Below are 15,140 nucleotides of genomic sequence, written 5' to 3' on the forward strand. Positions count from 1 at the left end.
AGGAGGATATAGGGTTAACCCTGATTATCCCGAAGCACTTCGTCAGGTCGCAGGCGAAAGGGAATTCCGACGGAACTCCGTGGCGTAAAACAACAGTGCCACCACGGCGAACACGCCCCCCAGCAGGCTGAGGCCGTTCCACCCGTGGAAGGTGTAGATGGCCGCAGCCAGTCCGGAAGCGATTGCGGCGCACATGAAGATGAAAGTCAGGAAGAGGCCGTTCAGCCGTCCGCGGAGTTCCGGCGCCAGCACATACAAGCTGCGCAGACTGAGCACGTTGCACAGCTGTACGGCCGCATCGAGCAGCACACCCGCGGCGACCAGCCCCAGCAGCGAATGGAAGTGCACCGAGACAGCCCCAAGGCCGAACGACAGGAGCGCCACCGCGATCGCCGCGCCCGTCGCGGGCCGCGAGAGGCCGCGATCCGCCAGCCGCCCGGCCCAGGGTGCGGCGAGTGCACCCGCCGCCCCCGCCAGCGCGAACAGCGCGATGCCGCCCTGGCCCATGTTGAACTCGCTTGCAAGCGCGAGCGGCACCGCGGTCCAGAACGCTTGGAAGCCGGCGAACATCATTCCCTGGTAGAACGCCCTGCGCCGCAGAAGCGGCGTTCGCCAGACGATGCCGGGCAGAGAGGCCATCGTGCGCGCGTAGCCGAGCGATGCGTGCGGGTGCCGATCGGGCAGGACACGCCATATCACTACCGCGAGGGTTGCCATCAGTACGGCGGAAATCCCGAACACCGCGCGCCAGCCGAAAGCTGCGGCGACCACACTGGAGAACGGCCGCGCCAGCATGATGCCGGCCAGCAGTCCGGCCATGATGTTGCCGACGACCTTGCCGCGCGTTGCCTCCGGTACGAGGTGAGAGGCCAACGGAACCAGCACCTGCGCGGCGACCGCGCAAGCGCCAACCAGGAACGAAGCCGCGAGAAAACTCGCTGCCGAGTCGGACAGTGTGATGCCGATCAACCCGATCACTGCGCCGGCCATCGCGAACGTGATCAGTCGACGGTTTTCGACCACGTCGGCCAGAGGTACCAGCAGGAGCAATCCGGCGCCGTAGCCGAGTTGGGTCAGCGTCATGATCAGCCCGGCCAGACCCGGCTGCAGTTGCAACGTGACGGCGATCGGCCCGATGAGCGGCTGCGCGAAGTAGATGTTGGCGACGCAGAGTCCGCAAGCGATGGCGAACAGAACGGTCAAGCCGGTGGAAAGCCCGCCGGGTGCGGGCGCTTTGATGTGAGGCAAAAGAGACCTTCGACGGATTTAGGGGTTAACCCGAAAGGGTTGGCACCTTAGCATTTCTCACGCCGCCGTGCAGGCCGCCCGGTGCGGGGTTGCCGCGCGGCATATCGCGAATGGCGCATGGCCGGGCATTTGGGAAGGGGCCAAACTGCCGCTGCAAGATCAGGATGCCTTGTGTGCCTTGTGTGCCTTGTGTATTTGCGAAAGGAATTCGCCGTGGCAAAGAACATCGTCTTTTGTGCCGACGGCACGTGGAATGGGCTCGGCCAAGGCGATACGCAGGATCTCCAGGCCAAGGCCACCAACGTGCTGCGTCTGTTCGCGGCACTGCAGGGTGACGTCACCGCGGATTCGCTTCGAAAGCAGGACGAGCAGGAAAAGGTCGCCGCCGGACCGGACGCCCGAATCACGCAGGTCGCGAAATACCTGCACGGCGTCGGCGATTCGCAGAATGCCGTCCTGAAGATCCTCGGCGGCGTGTTCGGCGAGGGCTTTATCGAGCGCATCGTTCGCGGCTACACCTTTATCTCGCGCAATTACGCGCCAGCCGACCGCATCTATCTGGTCGGCTTCAGCCGCGGCGCCTACACCGCCAGGGCGCTCGCCGGAATGATCGCGAAGATGGGCCTGCTGCCGCAAGACGCCATGCACGATGCCGAAACCGCCTACAAGCTCGGCATCTTCGTCTGGAGCCAACACCGCAAGGCAATGGGCAAGCAGAGCACCCTGCTCGGGTATCTTGAAGAGTTCAAGGCTCAGCCCATCGACCTGAATCGACTGGTGCAGGGCGCCGGCATCGAAGCCGTCGGCGTCTGGGACACCGTGGGCGCGCTCGGCGTGCCGACCTACGGCCTGAACGATGCATCCAAGGTCGACATTTTCGAATTCGCGGACCGGGTGCTGTCGGACAAGGTGAAGGCTGGATTCCACGCGCTCGCGATCGACGAGCAGCGCGTGGACTTCGAGCCGACTCTCTGGGAGGACGGGCAAGGCATCGAACAGCGTTGGTTCTGCGGTGCGCATGCAGACGTCGGCGGCGGCTATGCAAAGCGGGATCTGGCCACCTGCTCGCTCGATTGGATGATCGGGCGTCTGCGCGGCGCAGGCGTTGCGATCTCTGCGCAGTACAGGGCGACCGATGCGTTCGAATTTGGCCCGATTCACACGCCGTACAGGGAGCCACCCTTCGACGTGCGGCCACATTCGCCGAGGCAGATCCCGGGGGACGCGCGGTTTCATCCAAGCGTACAGCTGTACCTCACGCAGTTTGCGGCTTATGAGCCGTCTTCCAATCTCGCGCCCTGGCTCAGGGGCAGGCAACTGGCTGCGGCGGTGTTGGCGGCATAACGGGGAAAATGGCGCCTTGTGCGCATTCCCGCATTCCCGGGCCGCCCTCTTCAGGCGGTGCCGCAGCAAGAACCGTTATGAATCAAAGAGTCAAGCCGCCCGAGATATCTGTCGCCCCCATGATGGACTGGACGGACCGCCACTGTCGCTTCTTCCACCGCCTGCTCACGCGCCGCGCGTTGCTCTACACCGAAATGGTGACCACCGGCGCGCTCATCCACGGCGACGTGCCGCGACACCTGCGCTTCAACACCGAAGAGCACCCTGTCGCGCTGCAACTCGGCGGCAGCGAGCCGGCCGACCTTGCGCACTGCGCCAAGCTCGGCGAGGAATGGGGCTACGACGAGATCAACATCAACTGCGGCTGCCCGAGCGAGCGAGTGCAGCGCGGCGCATTCGGTGCCTGCCTGATGAACGAACCCGAGCTCGTGGCGGATTGCGTGAAGGCGATGGTCGATGTGGTCGAGGTGCCGGTCACCGTCAAGCACCGCATTGGCATCGACAAGGTCGAAAGCTACGGCTTTGTGCGCGACTTCGTCGGCAAGGTAAGCGAGGCGGGCTGCGAAGCTTTCATCGTGCATGCGCGCAATGCCTGGCTCAAGGGGCTTTCGCCCAAGCAGAACCGGGAAGTGCCGCCGCTGCGCTATGAGTTGGTGCATCGGCTGAAGCACGACTTCCCGGCGCTGCGTTTTTCAATCAATGGCGGCTTCAATGAGATCGCGCAAATGCAGGCGCATTTGCGGCTGTTGGACGGCGTGATGATCGGGCGCGAGGCTTATCACAACCCGTGGTGGCTGACTGAGTGGGACCAAGCCTTCTACGGTGAGGCGCCTTCGACGGCCACGCGCGAAGACGTCGAGCGCCAGATGTGCGACTACATGGTGCGCGAGGCCGAAGCCCACGGCACGCCATGGTCGAACATCGCGCGTCACATGCTCGGCCTGCGCAATGGGCTCGCCGGCGCGCGCCATTGGCGGCAAGTCTGGAGCGACCATCGGCTCAAGGCGCTGTCGCCGCATGAAGTGATGACGCGGGCGCACTCGCACGCGATTCGCCCTGACGCCGAGGAGCCGGCTCAGGCGCTGGCCGGCCTGCCTTCGTGAAAGCGGGCGAGGAAGGCGCGTGTCGCCGGCTCGTTGGGCTCATCGATCACCTGGCGCGCTGGACCGCATTCGACGATGACGCMGTCGCGCATGAACGCCACCTGATCGGCCACCTCGCGCGCGAAGGCCATCTCATGCGTGACGAGCACCATGGTCATGCCTTCGTCGGCCAGCACTCTGATGACGCGCAGCACTTCGCCAACCAGCTCTGGGTCGAGCGCCGACGTCACCTCGTCGAACAGCATCACCTGCGGCTCCATCGCCATCGCCCGGGCAATGGCGACGCGTTGCTTCTGCCCGCCTGACAGTTGATCCGGCCAGGCGTCGGCCTTGTCCTGCAAACCGACCTTGCCGAGCAGCAATCTTGCGTTGGCTTCCGCTTGCGCCTTGGCTTGCCGCAGCACGGTGACAGGTCCTTCCATGACATTGCCCAGGACAGTCATGTGCGGAAACAGGTTGAAGTGCTGGAAGACCATGCCGGTGCGGGCGCGGAATGCGGAGAGCAGCGCGTCCCTGGGCAGCCGCGTCGCAGCGCCCTTGAAGGCCATCGTCTGGTCGCCCACGCGTACGGTGCCTTCGTCGGGCACGGCCAGCAGGTTCAGGCATCGCAGGAGCGTCGACTTGCCGGAGCCCGACGGGCCGATGAGTGCCACGACCTCGCCTTTGCCGACGGAGAGGGACACGTCGCGCAAGACGCGGTTGTCGCCAAAGCTTTTGCCGAGGTGGCTGACCTCGATCATGGGTGCGTTCACGGTCGGAGTCATGCGCGGGCGGTCTTCGAAAGACGGGTTTCCGCACGCTTAACCAGGATCGTCGCCGGCAGCAGCACGATGAAATAGGCGAGCGCCACGACGGTGTAGGTTTCCAGCGGACGGTAGGTCTCGTGCGCGATGCTCTGGCCCTGGTAGAGCAGGTCGGGCAAGGCAAGCACCGACAGCAGCGAAGTGTTCTTGAGCTGCAGGATCGACTGGTTGAGCAGCGGCGGCACCATGCGCCTGAAGGCCTGCGGCAGCACCACCCGGCGCATCACCTGAAAGCGGCGCATCCCCAATGCGCGTGCGGCATCACTTTGCTCAGGGTCGATCGAGATGATGCCGCCGCGGATGATCTCCGAGAAGAACGAGCTCCCGTAGAGCGACAGCGCCAGGATGGCCGCGAGCGCCGCCGAAATCTGGATGCCCGTCAGCACCGGCAGCGCGTAATAGAACCACACCAGTTGCACCAGCACCGGCGTGCAGCGAAAGATTTCGACATAGCCTCGCAGCGGCGCGCGCAGCCAGCCGTGCCGCGACAGCCGGCCCATGGCGACCGCCAAACCGATCAGCAGCCCGAGCAGCGTGCAGATCACCGTATAGGCGGCCGTGTAGCCCAGGCCGATGAGGAGGAGCCGGCGAAAGCCCCAGAGAAATTCAAAGTCCCACTGGTACACGGCGGCCCTGGCGTCAGAAGCTGATTTCGGTCGGTACTTGATCCGGCTTCACGCCCGACAGCGCCTGCATGTTGCTCAGCACCACCTGCTTGACCTTGCCGCTGGCGCGCGTCTGCGCGATCCACTTGTTCACGTATTCGACCCATTGGCGATCGTTTTCCTTGCGGAAGCCGAGGTTCGTCGTGGTTGCCTGCGTCGGCGTCGGCAGCACGATGTGGCCGATCGTCGGGTTCTTGCTCATGACGGTGAGTGCGAGCACCACTGCCAGTACCTGGCAGTCTGCGCGCCCGGTCTGCACCGCCAGCGTGGCGTCGGCGGCTTTTTCGAGGCGGATGATCTGCGCGTTGGGAAGCGTCTTCGTCACCATCTGGTCGTGCGACGAGCCGATGTCGACCGCGACCTTCACGTCCGGCTTGTTCAATTCTTCCCAGGTCTTGGGATTGAAGCCCTTGCGCGCCACCAGCACGAAGGCATTGTTGAAGAGCGGGTCCGAAAAGTCGACCACCAGCGCGCGCTGGGGTGTCGGATTGAGCCCGAAGAACACGTCGATCTTGTTCGACTGCAGGTCGAGCACCGAATTGCCCCAGGTGGTTTCGTTGATGTCCAGCTTGACGTCGAGGCTGCCCGCCAGGTTCTTGGCGAAGTCGATCATGAAGCCCTGCCATTCGCCGGACGCCAGATCCTTGTGATAGTAGGGCGCCGCGCCGGCCACCGCGCCGATGCGCAACACCTTCGTGCGGTGAATGCGCGCCCAGGCACTTTCGGGCTCCGCTTGCGCGAAGGCCTGAGTGGCCCAGCTCGACGCAGTTCCGGCAGCTCCTGCGGCGGCAACGCGGGCAATGAATTGGCGACGGTTTGTCATCGAATCGTTCTCCATCGGTTGAAAAATCGGGGTGCGTGGCGTTGCGTGTCTACAAGGTCATGCCGCCGTCGACGTGCAGCACTTGTCCCGTGATGAATGCGGCTTCCGGGCTCAGCAGAAAGGCGATCGGCGCCGCAATGTCGTCGGGCGTGGCGAGGCGCCCTGCGGGCACGCGTGACAATGCCTGCTTCCATTGATCAGCGGTCAGGGCGCCGCTGTTCGGGCGGTCCTTTTGAACATAGCCGGGAGCTACCGCGTTGACGGTCACTCCGCGCGCGGCCACTTCTGCCGCGGCCGCCTTGACCAGTGCCTCGACACCCGCCTTGGCTGCGGCAGTTGCGGGAAAGCTGGACGCTCCGAGCGTGAACCGATGCGCGACGAACGAACTGACGGCAACGAATCGCCCGTGCGAGGCTTGTTCGAGCAGCGGAAGGGATTTGCGCAAGAGATGGGCGAGCGAGACAACCATGGTGCGCAGCGAGCGCTCGACGATGTCGTCATCCAACTGCGCCAACGTGCGGCGGTCGGCAAAACCCGCATTGGCGACGACGCCGCGCAACCCACCGAGCGCCTGTGCGGCATGGAACAGCGCATCGACAGTGCCCGCATCGGCCATGTCGCCGATCACCACGGTGCTTCGTACGGCGCTGCATTCGCGCGCGAGTGCCATTGCGGCTTCTCGCTGGCTGCCGGTGTGGATCACGAGATCGATCCCTTGTGCCGCCAGGCGCCTGCATGTTGCAGCCCCGATGCCCGAGCCCGCGCCGGTCACGACCACACTACTCATTCACGATACTTTCTCTTCGGATCACCGGAGGGGCGCCGCTTGCGTTAAGTCGAAGCAAGTATTGTGCAAGCAAAGCACGCCGCCAGGATGCGGGTCGAAGTCGGGCCTCCGACGGGGCAGGGTCAGTTCGCCGCTTCGAGCCCGTTGCTGAAATGCTGCTGCATGCGTGCCATGGCGACGGCCGGATTGCGCCCCTTGAGCGCGGCCATGATCGCGCGGTGCTCCTTGAGGGATTCGGCGATGCGCCCGGACTTCAAGAGCGAGTTGTGCCGATTGAGCTTCATCACCTTGCGCAGGTCGGCCACCATCTGGTCGCGCCAGCGGTTGTCGGCAATGGCGAGCAGCCGCATGTGAAAGCGCTCGTTGATGGCGAAGAAGTTCTGGCGGTTCACGTGGCCCGGCGCGGCGGCCGCTTCGAGTTCGGTGTGCAGGGCTTCGAGCTCGGCCAGTTCGGCATCGGAGGCGCGCTCGGCGACCACGCCAGCGGCGTCGCTCTCCAGCAGGCTCAGAAGGTGATACACGTCGGCCAGGTCCTTGTCCGAAACCTCGGTCACGTAGGCGCCGCGCCGCACTTTCATGGTGACAAGGCCCTCGGCGGCAAGTACCTTGAGCGCTTCTCTCAGTGGGGTGCGGCTGATGCCGTATTCGTCTGCCAGCTTCAGTTCGTCGATCCAACTGCCGGGCTCGAGCTCGCGGTTGAAGATGCGCTGGCGAAGTAGCTCCGCCACCTCTTCGTAGAGGGCGCGAGGAGTGAGGGTGAGCGCAGACATGGGTGGAAATGTACCGCAACTCAGATTGTTTGAATTAATAATTACAGATGGGTTAGACTCGCTCCCGACCCGGGCCGCACCTGTGCGCGCCCCCTCGTTCCGCGACCTTTTCAAAGCTGCGCCCATGAGCAAACCCGAACCTCAATTTTCAAACGCCACCCTCGAAGCATGGGCCAAGGCCGCCGCAAAATCCGCTCCCGGTGGTGATGTGAATGCATTGAACTGGATCACGCCCGACGGCATCACCGTCAAGCCGCTCTACACGTCCGCCGACTTGAAAGGGTTGAAGTACGCGGACACGTTGCCCGGGTTCGAGCCTTATCTGCGAGGCCCGCAAGCCACCATGTACGCGGTGCGTCCCTGGACCATCCGGCAATACGCGGGCTTCTCGACAGCCGAGGAATCGAACGCTTTCTATCGCAAGGCACTCGCTGCCGGCGGCCAGGGCGTGAGCGTCGCGTTCGATCTTGCAACCCACCGGGGCTACGACAGCGACCATCCGCGCGTGACGGGTGACGTGGGCAAGGCCGGCGTAGCGATCGATTCAGTGGAGGACATGAAGATCCTCTTCGACCAGATTCCGCTCGATAAGGTCAGCGTGTCGATGACGATGAACGGTGCGGTGCTCCCGGTGCTTGCAGGCTTTGTGGTGGCAGCGGAAGAGCAGGGTGTCTCCCAGGACAAGCTCAGCGGAACGATCCAGAACGACATCCTCAAGGAGTTCATGGTCCGCAACACCTATATCTTTCCGCCGGAGCCGTCGATGCGGATCATCGGCGACATCATCGAGTACACGGCGCGCAACATGCCGAAGTTCAACTCGATCTCGATCAGCGGCTATCACATGCAGGAAGCCGGCGCGAATCAGGCGCTGGAACTGGCCTTCACGCTGGCGGACGGCAAGGAGTACGTCAAGACGGCGCTCGCCAAGGGTCTGGACGTCGATGACTTCGCGGGCCGGCTGAGCTTCTTCTGGGCCATCGGCATGAACTTCTATCTGGAAGTCGCCAAGATGCGCGCGGCGCGCCTTCTGTGGTGCCGGATCATGAAGGAGTTCAACCCGAAGAACCCCAAGAGCCTGATGCTGCGCACCCACTGCCAGACCTCGGGCTGGTCGCTGACCGAACAGGACCCCTACAACAACGTGGTGCGCACCACCATCGAAGCCATGGCCGCGGTGTTCGGCGGCACCCAGAGCCTGCACACCAACGCACTGGACGAAGCGATTGCGCTGCCCACCGAGTTCAGCGCCCGCATTGCGCGCAACACCCAACTCATCATCCAGGAAGAGACGCACATCACCAACGTGATCGACCCGTGGGCTGGCAGCTACATGATGGAAAAGCTCACGCAGGACATGGCCGATGCCGCCTGGACCATCATCGAAGAGGTCGAGGCAATGGGCGGCATGACCAAGGCGGTCGACAGCGGTTGGGCCAAGCTGAAGATCGAAGCCGCCGCCGCCGACAAGCAGGCGCGCATCGACTCGGGCAAGGACGTGATCGTCGGCGTCAACAAGTACAAGCTCAAGAGCGAAGACACGCACGACATCCTGCAGATCGACAACGTCAAGGTGCGTGACGGGCAAATCGACAAGCTCAAGGCCATTCGCGAGAAGCGCGACAGCGCCGCAGTACAGGCAGCGCTCGACGCGTTGACTGCCGCCGCCAAGAGCGGCGAAGGCAACCTGCTCGACCTCAGCATCAAGGCCGTGCGCTTGCGCGCCACCGTTGGCGAAATCAGCGATGCGCTCGAGAAAGTCTACGGCCGCCATCGTGCCGACACACAGAAGGTGACCGGCGTCTACGCGGCTGCTTACGACTCCGCCGAAGGGTGGGAAGCGCTTCAGAACGAGATCGCTGCTTTTGCTGAAGAGCAGGGCCGGCGCCCGCGCGTGATGATCTCCAAGCTGGGGCAGGACGGCCACGATCGCGGCGCGAAAGTCGTCGCCACCGCCTTTGCCGATCTTGGTTTCGACGTCGACATGGGCCCGCTGTTTCAAACGCCTGAGGAGTGCGCGCGGCAAGCCATCGAGAACGATGTGCATGCCGTCGGCGTGAGCACGCTTGCCGCAGGCCACAAGACGCTGGTGCCGGCCATCATCGAAGAACTCAAGAAGCAAGGTGCCGACGACATCATCGTTTTCGTCGGAGGGGTGATTCCGCGCCAGGATTACGAGTTTCTCTACGACGCCGGCGTGAAAGGCATCTACGGCCCGGGAACGCCCATCCCTGCCAGTGCCAAGGACGTGCTCGAGCAGATTCGCGCTGCTTTATGAGGCACACCCCCAGGCTTGCCCACTTCGTGTGGCCGCCCACCCCCTTGCAGGGGGCAATACCGGCGGCCCGGCAAAGCCGGTTCCGCGGTATTTCCCGAGTCGGTTGGGGCGGGAGCTGAAGTGGCGGCTATTAAATCGATGAAATCCGTCGTCACGGCCGGGTCGGTGGTGGCATCGGAGGGGCCTTTGCAACGGCGTGCGATTGCCAAGGCGATCACTCTGCTCGAATCGACACGCGACGATCACCGCGCACAGGCCGATGAACTGCTGACTGAATTGCTGCCGCATACGGGCAAGTCCTTCCGCCTGGGAATTTCGGGCGTGCCCGGAGTGGGCAAATCGACTTTCATCGAGACGCTGGGCCTGTTTCTGATCGAACGCGGCCATCGCCTTGCGGTGCTCACGATCGATCCTTCGTCCACTGTGTCCGGCGGCTCCATCCTGGGCGACAAGACGCGGATGGAAAAGCTCTCCGTGCATGAGCGGGCCTACATCCGTCCGAGCCCGTCATCCGGCACGCTGGGCGGTGTCGCAGAGAAGACGCGCGAGGCAATGCTGGTGTGCGAGGCCGCGGGCTACGACATCGTGATCGTCGAGACAGTCGGCGTGGGCCAGAGCGAGACGGCGGTATCGGGCATGACGGACATGTTCGTGCTGCTGCAATTGCCCAACGCCGGCGATGACCTGCAGGCGATCAAGAAGGGCGTGATGGAGCTCGCCGATCTCGTCGTCATCAACAAGGCGGATATCGACAAGGATGCCGCGACGCGCGCGCAGGCGCAGATCACATCCGCGCTCCGGCTCTTCGGTCATCACGGCAATCCGGCGCATGCACAGAGCGTTCAGGCGGCGCACGCCGAACCGGGGTCGCCTGAAGCGGAAGTGCGCCTGTGGCTGCCCAGGGTGATGCAACTCAGTGCGCTGGCCGGGACCGGCATCGATGCCTTCTGGGATTCGGTGCTGCAGTTCCAGTCGCTGCAGACTGCCAACGGCAGACTCGCGTCGCGGCGCGAAAAGCAGGCGCTCGCATGGATGTGGGAACGCATCGAGGCGGGCCTGAAACACGCATTTCGACACCATCCACGCGTGCGCGAGCTGCTGCCGCAGGCGATTGCCCAAGTCACCACTGGCACGCTTCCGGCATCGACTGCCGCACGAAATCTTCTCGCCGCACAGGCGGGGCAGGCGTAGCCTGTCGGACCCATCGAGCCAACAAGATCAACTTTTCAACAGAACGTCATGAAAGAAATCCTCGAACAACTTGAAAAGCGCCGCGAACAGGCGCGCATGGGCGGTGGCCAGAAGCGCATCGACGCCCAGCATGCCAAGGGCAAACTGACGGCCCGCGAGCGCATCGAGCTTTTGCTCGACGACAACACCTTCGAAGAATGGGACATGTTCGTCGAGCACCGATCGAGTGATTTCGGCATGGCCGACACGCGAATTCCGGGCGACGGCGTCGTCACGGGCTACGGCATGATCAACGGCCGGCTGGTCTTCGTCTTCAGCCAGGACTTCACGGTGTTCGGCGGCGCGCTCAGCGAAGCGCATGCCGAGAAGATCTGCAAGGTGATGGATCAGGCCATGAAGGTCGGCGCACCCGTCATCGGACTCAACGACTCCGGCGGGGCGCGTATCCAGGAAGGTGTCGCCTCGCTCGGCGGCTACGCCGAAGTGTTCCAGCGCAACGTGATGGCTTCCGGCGTCGTGCCGCAGATCAGCATGATCATGGGCCCCTGCGCGGGCGGCGCGGTGTATTCGCCGGCCATGACGGACTTCATCTTCATGGTGAAGGACAGCTCATACATGTTCGTCACCGGCCCGGAGGTGGTGAAGACGGTCACGCACGAAGACGTCACGGCCGAGGAATTGGGCGGCGCGTCGACGCACACGACCAAGAGCGGCGTGGCCGACATGGCGTTCGAGAACGACATCGAAGCACTGATGATGCTGCGCCGGCTCTACAACTACCTGCCGCTGAACAACCGCGAGAAGCCGCCAGTGCGCCCCAGCGGCGATCCGGCCGAACGCGCCGATCTTTCGCTCGATACGCTGGTTCCGGACAACACCAACAAGCCTTACGACATGAAGGAGCTGATCTCGAAGGTGGTCGATGACGGCGACTTCTTCGAACTGCAGCCTGACTACGCCAAGAACATCGTGATCGGCTTTGCCCGCATGGAAGGCCAAAGCATCGGCATCGTTGCCAACCAGCCGCTGGTGCTCGCGGGCTGTCTGGACATCAAGTCTTCGATCAAGGCGGCGCGATTCGTGCGCTTTTGCGATGCTTTCAACATCCCTGTCGTGACCTTCGTCGACGTGCCCGGCTTCATGCCCGGCACCAGCCAGGAGTACGGCGGCATCATCAAGCATGGTGCCAAGCTGCTCTATGCCTACGCCGAATGCACCGTGCCGAAGATCACCGTGATCACGCGCAAGGCCTATGGCGGTGCCTACGACGTGATGTCGTCCAAGCACCTGCGCGGCGACGTGAACCTTGCATGGCCACGTGCGGAGATCGCCGTGATGGGGGCCAAGGGCGCGGTCGAGATCATCTTCCGCGAGGACAAGAACGACCCCGAAAAGCTCGCGGCACGCGAAGCCGAATACAAGGCGCGCTTTGCCAATCCGTACGTCGCCGGCACGCGCGGCTATATCGACGATGTGATCCTGCCCAGCGAGACACGCAAGCGCATCTGCCGAAGCCTTGTGATGCTCCGCGAGAAGAAGCTGGAAAACCCGTGGCGCAAGCACGGCAACATCCCTCTGTGAGTCCGGGAGAAGAGAACATGTTCAAGAAAATCCTTATCGCCAATCGGGGTGAAATCGCATGCCGCGTCATCAAGACGGCGAAGAAGATGGGCATCCTGACCGTCGCCGTCTACTCCGACGCCGACAAGGACGCTCGCCACGTCGAACTCGCCGACGAAGCGGTGCACATCGGTGCATCGGCCAGCCGCGAGAGTTACCTTCAGGCGGACCGCATCATCGCGGCTTGCAAGCAGACTGGCGCTGAGGCTGTGCACCCTGGCTATGGCTTTCTCTCCGAGAACGAAGCCTTCGCCCGCAAGGTGGAAGACGAAGGCATCGTCTTCATCGGCCCCAAGCACTATTCGATCGCCGCCATGGGTGACAAGATCGCGTCGAAGAAGCTGGCGAACGAAGCCAGGGTCAACACCATTCCCGGCTGGAACGACGCGATCGACACCGCCGAGCGTGCGGTCGAGATCGCCAAGGACATCGGTTACCCGGTAATGATCAAGGCGTCGGCTGGTGGCGGCGGCAAGGGCCTGCGCGTGGCCTTCAACGACAAGGAGGCTTTCGAAGGCTTCACCTCGTGCCGCAACGAAGCCCTCAACAGCTTCGGCGACGACCGCGTGTTCATCGAGAAGTTCGTCGAAGAGCCGCGCCATATCGAAATCCAGGTGCTGGGCGATTCGCAGGGCAATGTGATCTACCTGAACGAACGCGAATGCTCTATCCAGCGTCGGCACCAGAAGGTGATCGAGGAAGCACCGTCGCCCTTCATCAGCGATGCGACGCGCAAGGCAATGGGCGAGCAGGCTGTGGCGCTCGCCAAGGCGGTGAAGTATCAGAGCGCGGGCACAGTCGAGTTCGTGGTGGGCAAGGACCAGAGCTTCTATTTTCTGGAGATGAACACGCGGCTGCAGGTGGAGCATCCGGTGACCGAAGCGATCACTGGTCTCGACCTGGTGGAACTGATGATCCGCGTTGCCGCCGGCGAGAAGCTGCCGTTGACGCAAGCGGAAGTGAAGCGCGAGGGCTGGGCGATCGAATGCCGTATCAATGCGGAAGACCCGTTCCGCAACTTCCTGCCGTCGACGGGCCGGTTGGTGCGCTTCCAGCCGCCGAAGGAGACGATGTTCTCCGCCGATACTGAGCATCTGTATGGCGTGCGGGTAGACACCGGTGTGTACGACGGCGGCGAAATCCCGATGTTCTACGACTCGATGATCGCCAAGCTCATCGTTCACGGTCGCGATCGCGCGCACGCTATCGCCTTGATGCGCGAGGCGCTCAACGGGTTCGTGATTCGCGGCATCAACAGCAACATTCCCTTCCAGGCAGCGCTGCTTGCGCATCCGAAGTTCGTCGCTGGCGACTTCAACACCGGGTTCATTGCCGAGCACTACGGCAAGGGCTTTCATGCGGAAGACGTGCCGCATGACGATCCGGACTTTCTGGTGGCTCTCGCGGCTTACGTCCATCGACGGTATCGCGCCCGCGCGTCCGGCATCAGCGGCCAGCTCGAAGGCCATGGCGTCAAGGTCGGCGAGCAATTCGTCGTGGTCGTGCTAGACGAAGCCGGCCAGCACGTGCACAAGCCGGTGTCGGTCACGGACTTTCATGGGCAGACGGGATCGAGCGCGGTTGCGGTGAATGGCAACAGCTACAAGATCGACAGCAAATCGGCGCTCGGCAGCATTCGCGTCGAAGGCACGGTGAACGGTCGCGCCTTCACCGCTCAGGTCGAGCGCGGGGCCGGCAAGAATCCGCTGTCGCTGCGCGTGTCGCACAACGGCACGCAGATCGAGGCGATGGTGTTGTCGCCGCTCGGCGCACGGCTGCTGAAGCTTATGCCCTACAAGGCGCCGCCGGATCTCAGCAAGTTCCTCATGTCGCCGATGCCTGGCTTGCTGGTCGAAGTGGCGGTGCAGGCCGGCCAGCGCGTCCAGGCGGGCGAGAAACTGGCGGTGATCGAGGCAATGAAGATGGAAAACGTGCTGTTCGCGACGCAGGATGGCGTCGTCGGCGCCATTGCGGCCGCCAAGGGCGAATCGTTGTCCGTCGATCAAGTCATCATGGAGTTTGCCTGATGAGCCGCCCATTCAAGGTGCTGGGCATCCAGCAGATCGCGATCGGCGGCCCGGACAAGACGCGGTTGCAGAAGCTATGGGTCGAGATGCTGGGTCTCGAAGTCACGGGCACGTTCAGGAGCGAACGGGAGAACGTCGACGAGGACATCTGCGCGATCGGCAGCGGGCCGTTCAAGGTCGAGGTCGATCTGATGCAGCCGCTGGATCTGGACAGGAAGCCGGCTGTGCACACCACGCCGCTCAATCACGTCGGCTTGTGGATCGATGACTTGCCCAAGGCCGTCGAATGGCTGACGGCGCGGGGTGTGCGCTTTGCGCCCGGCGGCATCCGTGCCGGTGCGGCAGGCTTCGATATTTGCTTCTTGCACCCGAAGGGCAACGAGGAGTTTCCGATCTCGGGGGAAGGCGTGCTGATCGAACTCGTGCAGGCGCCGCCGGAGGTCGTCAAGGCTTTCACGGCCCTCGCGGGCTCTTAGAGCTC

13 protein-coding genes are annotated in these 15,140 nt (G+C 63.4%); 7 read left to right on the forward strand and 6 right to left on the reverse strand.

From position 1 onward, the window contains the following. Positions 1-42: 42 nt before the first annotated feature. Positions 43-1,248 carry an MFS transporter gene (locus AC1DMA_RS27675; RefSeq protein ID WP_478128301.1) on the reverse strand — a complete coding sequence of 402 codons (1,206 nt, stop codon included), beginning with the start codon at positions 1,246-1,248 and terminating at the stop codon, positions 43-45. A gap of 213 nt (positions 1,249-1,461) precedes the next feature. On the opposite strand from AC1DMA_RS27675, the gene AC1DMA_RS27680 reads away from it, so the two are divergent. After that, the gene (locus AC1DMA_RS27680) at positions 1,462-2,592 is read left to right on the forward strand and encodes a DUF2235 domain-containing protein (protein ID WP_478146134.1); all 1,131 of its coding nucleotides are present in this window, start codon (positions 1,462-1,464) and stop codon (positions 2,590-2,592) included. Between the two features lie 77 nt (positions 2,593-2,669). Next, positions 2,670-3,695 (forward strand): tRNA dihydrouridine(20/20a) synthase DusA, encoded by a 1,026-nt coding sequence (gene dusA / locus AC1DMA_RS27685; RefSeq protein ID WP_478146135.1) that lies wholly within the window; start codon positions 2,670-2,672, stop codon positions 3,693-3,695. On the opposite strand, the gene AC1DMA_RS27690 is transcribed toward dusA, so the two are convergent. From AC1DMA_RS27690 to AC1DMA_RS27710, 5 genes are all read right to left on the reverse strand, one after another. Beyond that, a complete protein-coding gene (locus AC1DMA_RS27690) occupies positions 3,668-4,459 on the reverse strand; it encodes an amino acid ABC transporter ATP-binding protein (RefSeq protein WP_478146136.1) in 792 nt (263 codons plus the stop codon). The genes dusA and AC1DMA_RS27690 overlap by 28 nt on opposite strands. Continuing rightward, complete coding sequence (locus AC1DMA_RS27695) at positions 4,456-5,124, reverse strand: amino acid ABC transporter permease (RefSeq protein WP_478128297.1); 669 nt, start codon at positions 5,122-5,124, stop codon at positions 4,456-4,458. Before AC1DMA_RS27695 ends, AC1DMA_RS27690 begins: the two co-directional genes overlap by 4 nt. 13 nt (positions 5,125-5,137) lie before the next feature. After that, positions 5,138-5,986: a transporter substrate-binding domain-containing protein gene (locus AC1DMA_RS27700; protein WP_478146137.1), complete on the reverse strand. Its 849-nt coding sequence runs from the start codon at positions 5,984-5,986 to the stop codon at positions 5,138-5,140. 49 nt (positions 5,987-6,035) lie between these two features. Further along, on the reverse strand, positions 6,036-6,773 hold the full coding sequence (locus tag AC1DMA_RS27705; RefSeq protein WP_478128295.1) for an SDR family NAD(P)-dependent oxidoreductase: 738 nt from the start codon (positions 6,771-6,773) through the stop codon (positions 6,036-6,038). Between the two features lie 122 nt (positions 6,774-6,895). Next, positions 6,896-7,543, reverse strand: coding sequence for a GntR family transcriptional regulator (locus AC1DMA_RS27710; protein WP_478128294.1), 648 nt, complete (start codon positions 7,541-7,543; stop codon positions 6,896-6,898). A gap of 124 nt (positions 7,544-7,667) precedes the next feature. Here AC1DMA_RS27710 and scpA point away from each other — a divergent pair, with 124 nt between their 5' ends. The 5 genes from scpA (at position 7,668) to AC1DMA_RS27735 (ending at position 15,135) form a co-directional block, all read left to right on the forward strand. Beyond that, positions 7,668-9,821 (forward strand): methylmalonyl-CoA mutase, encoded by a 2,154-nt coding sequence (scpA, locus tag AC1DMA_RS27715; protein WP_478146138.1) that lies wholly within the window; start codon positions 7,668-7,670, stop codon positions 9,819-9,821. Between the two features lie 138 nt (positions 9,822-9,959). Then, positions 9,960-11,012, forward strand: coding sequence for a methylmalonyl Co-A mutase-associated GTPase MeaB (gene meaB / locus AC1DMA_RS27720; RefSeq protein WP_478146139.1), 1,053 nt, complete (start codon positions 9,960-9,962; stop codon positions 11,010-11,012). A gap of 48 nt (positions 11,013-11,060) precedes the next feature. After that, positions 11,061-12,593 carry an acyl-CoA carboxylase subunit beta gene (locus tag AC1DMA_RS27725; protein ID WP_478128291.1) on the forward strand — a complete coding sequence of 511 codons (1,533 nt, stop codon included), beginning with the start codon at positions 11,061-11,063 and terminating at the stop codon, positions 12,591-12,593. Between the two features lie 17 nt (positions 12,594-12,610). After that, positions 12,611-14,659: an acetyl-CoA carboxylase biotin carboxylase subunit gene (locus tag AC1DMA_RS27730; protein WP_478146140.1), complete on the forward strand. Its 2,049-nt coding sequence runs from the start codon at positions 12,611-12,613 to the stop codon at positions 14,657-14,659. Then, complete coding sequence (locus tag AC1DMA_RS27735; protein WP_478146141.1) at positions 14,659-15,135, forward strand: VOC family protein; 477 nt, start codon at positions 14,659-14,661, stop codon at positions 15,133-15,135. Before AC1DMA_RS27730 ends, AC1DMA_RS27735 begins: the two co-directional genes overlap by 1 nt. Positions 15,136-15,140 lie beyond the last annotated feature (5 nt).

Source organism: Variovorax sp. 05N34, assembly GCF_056397405.1.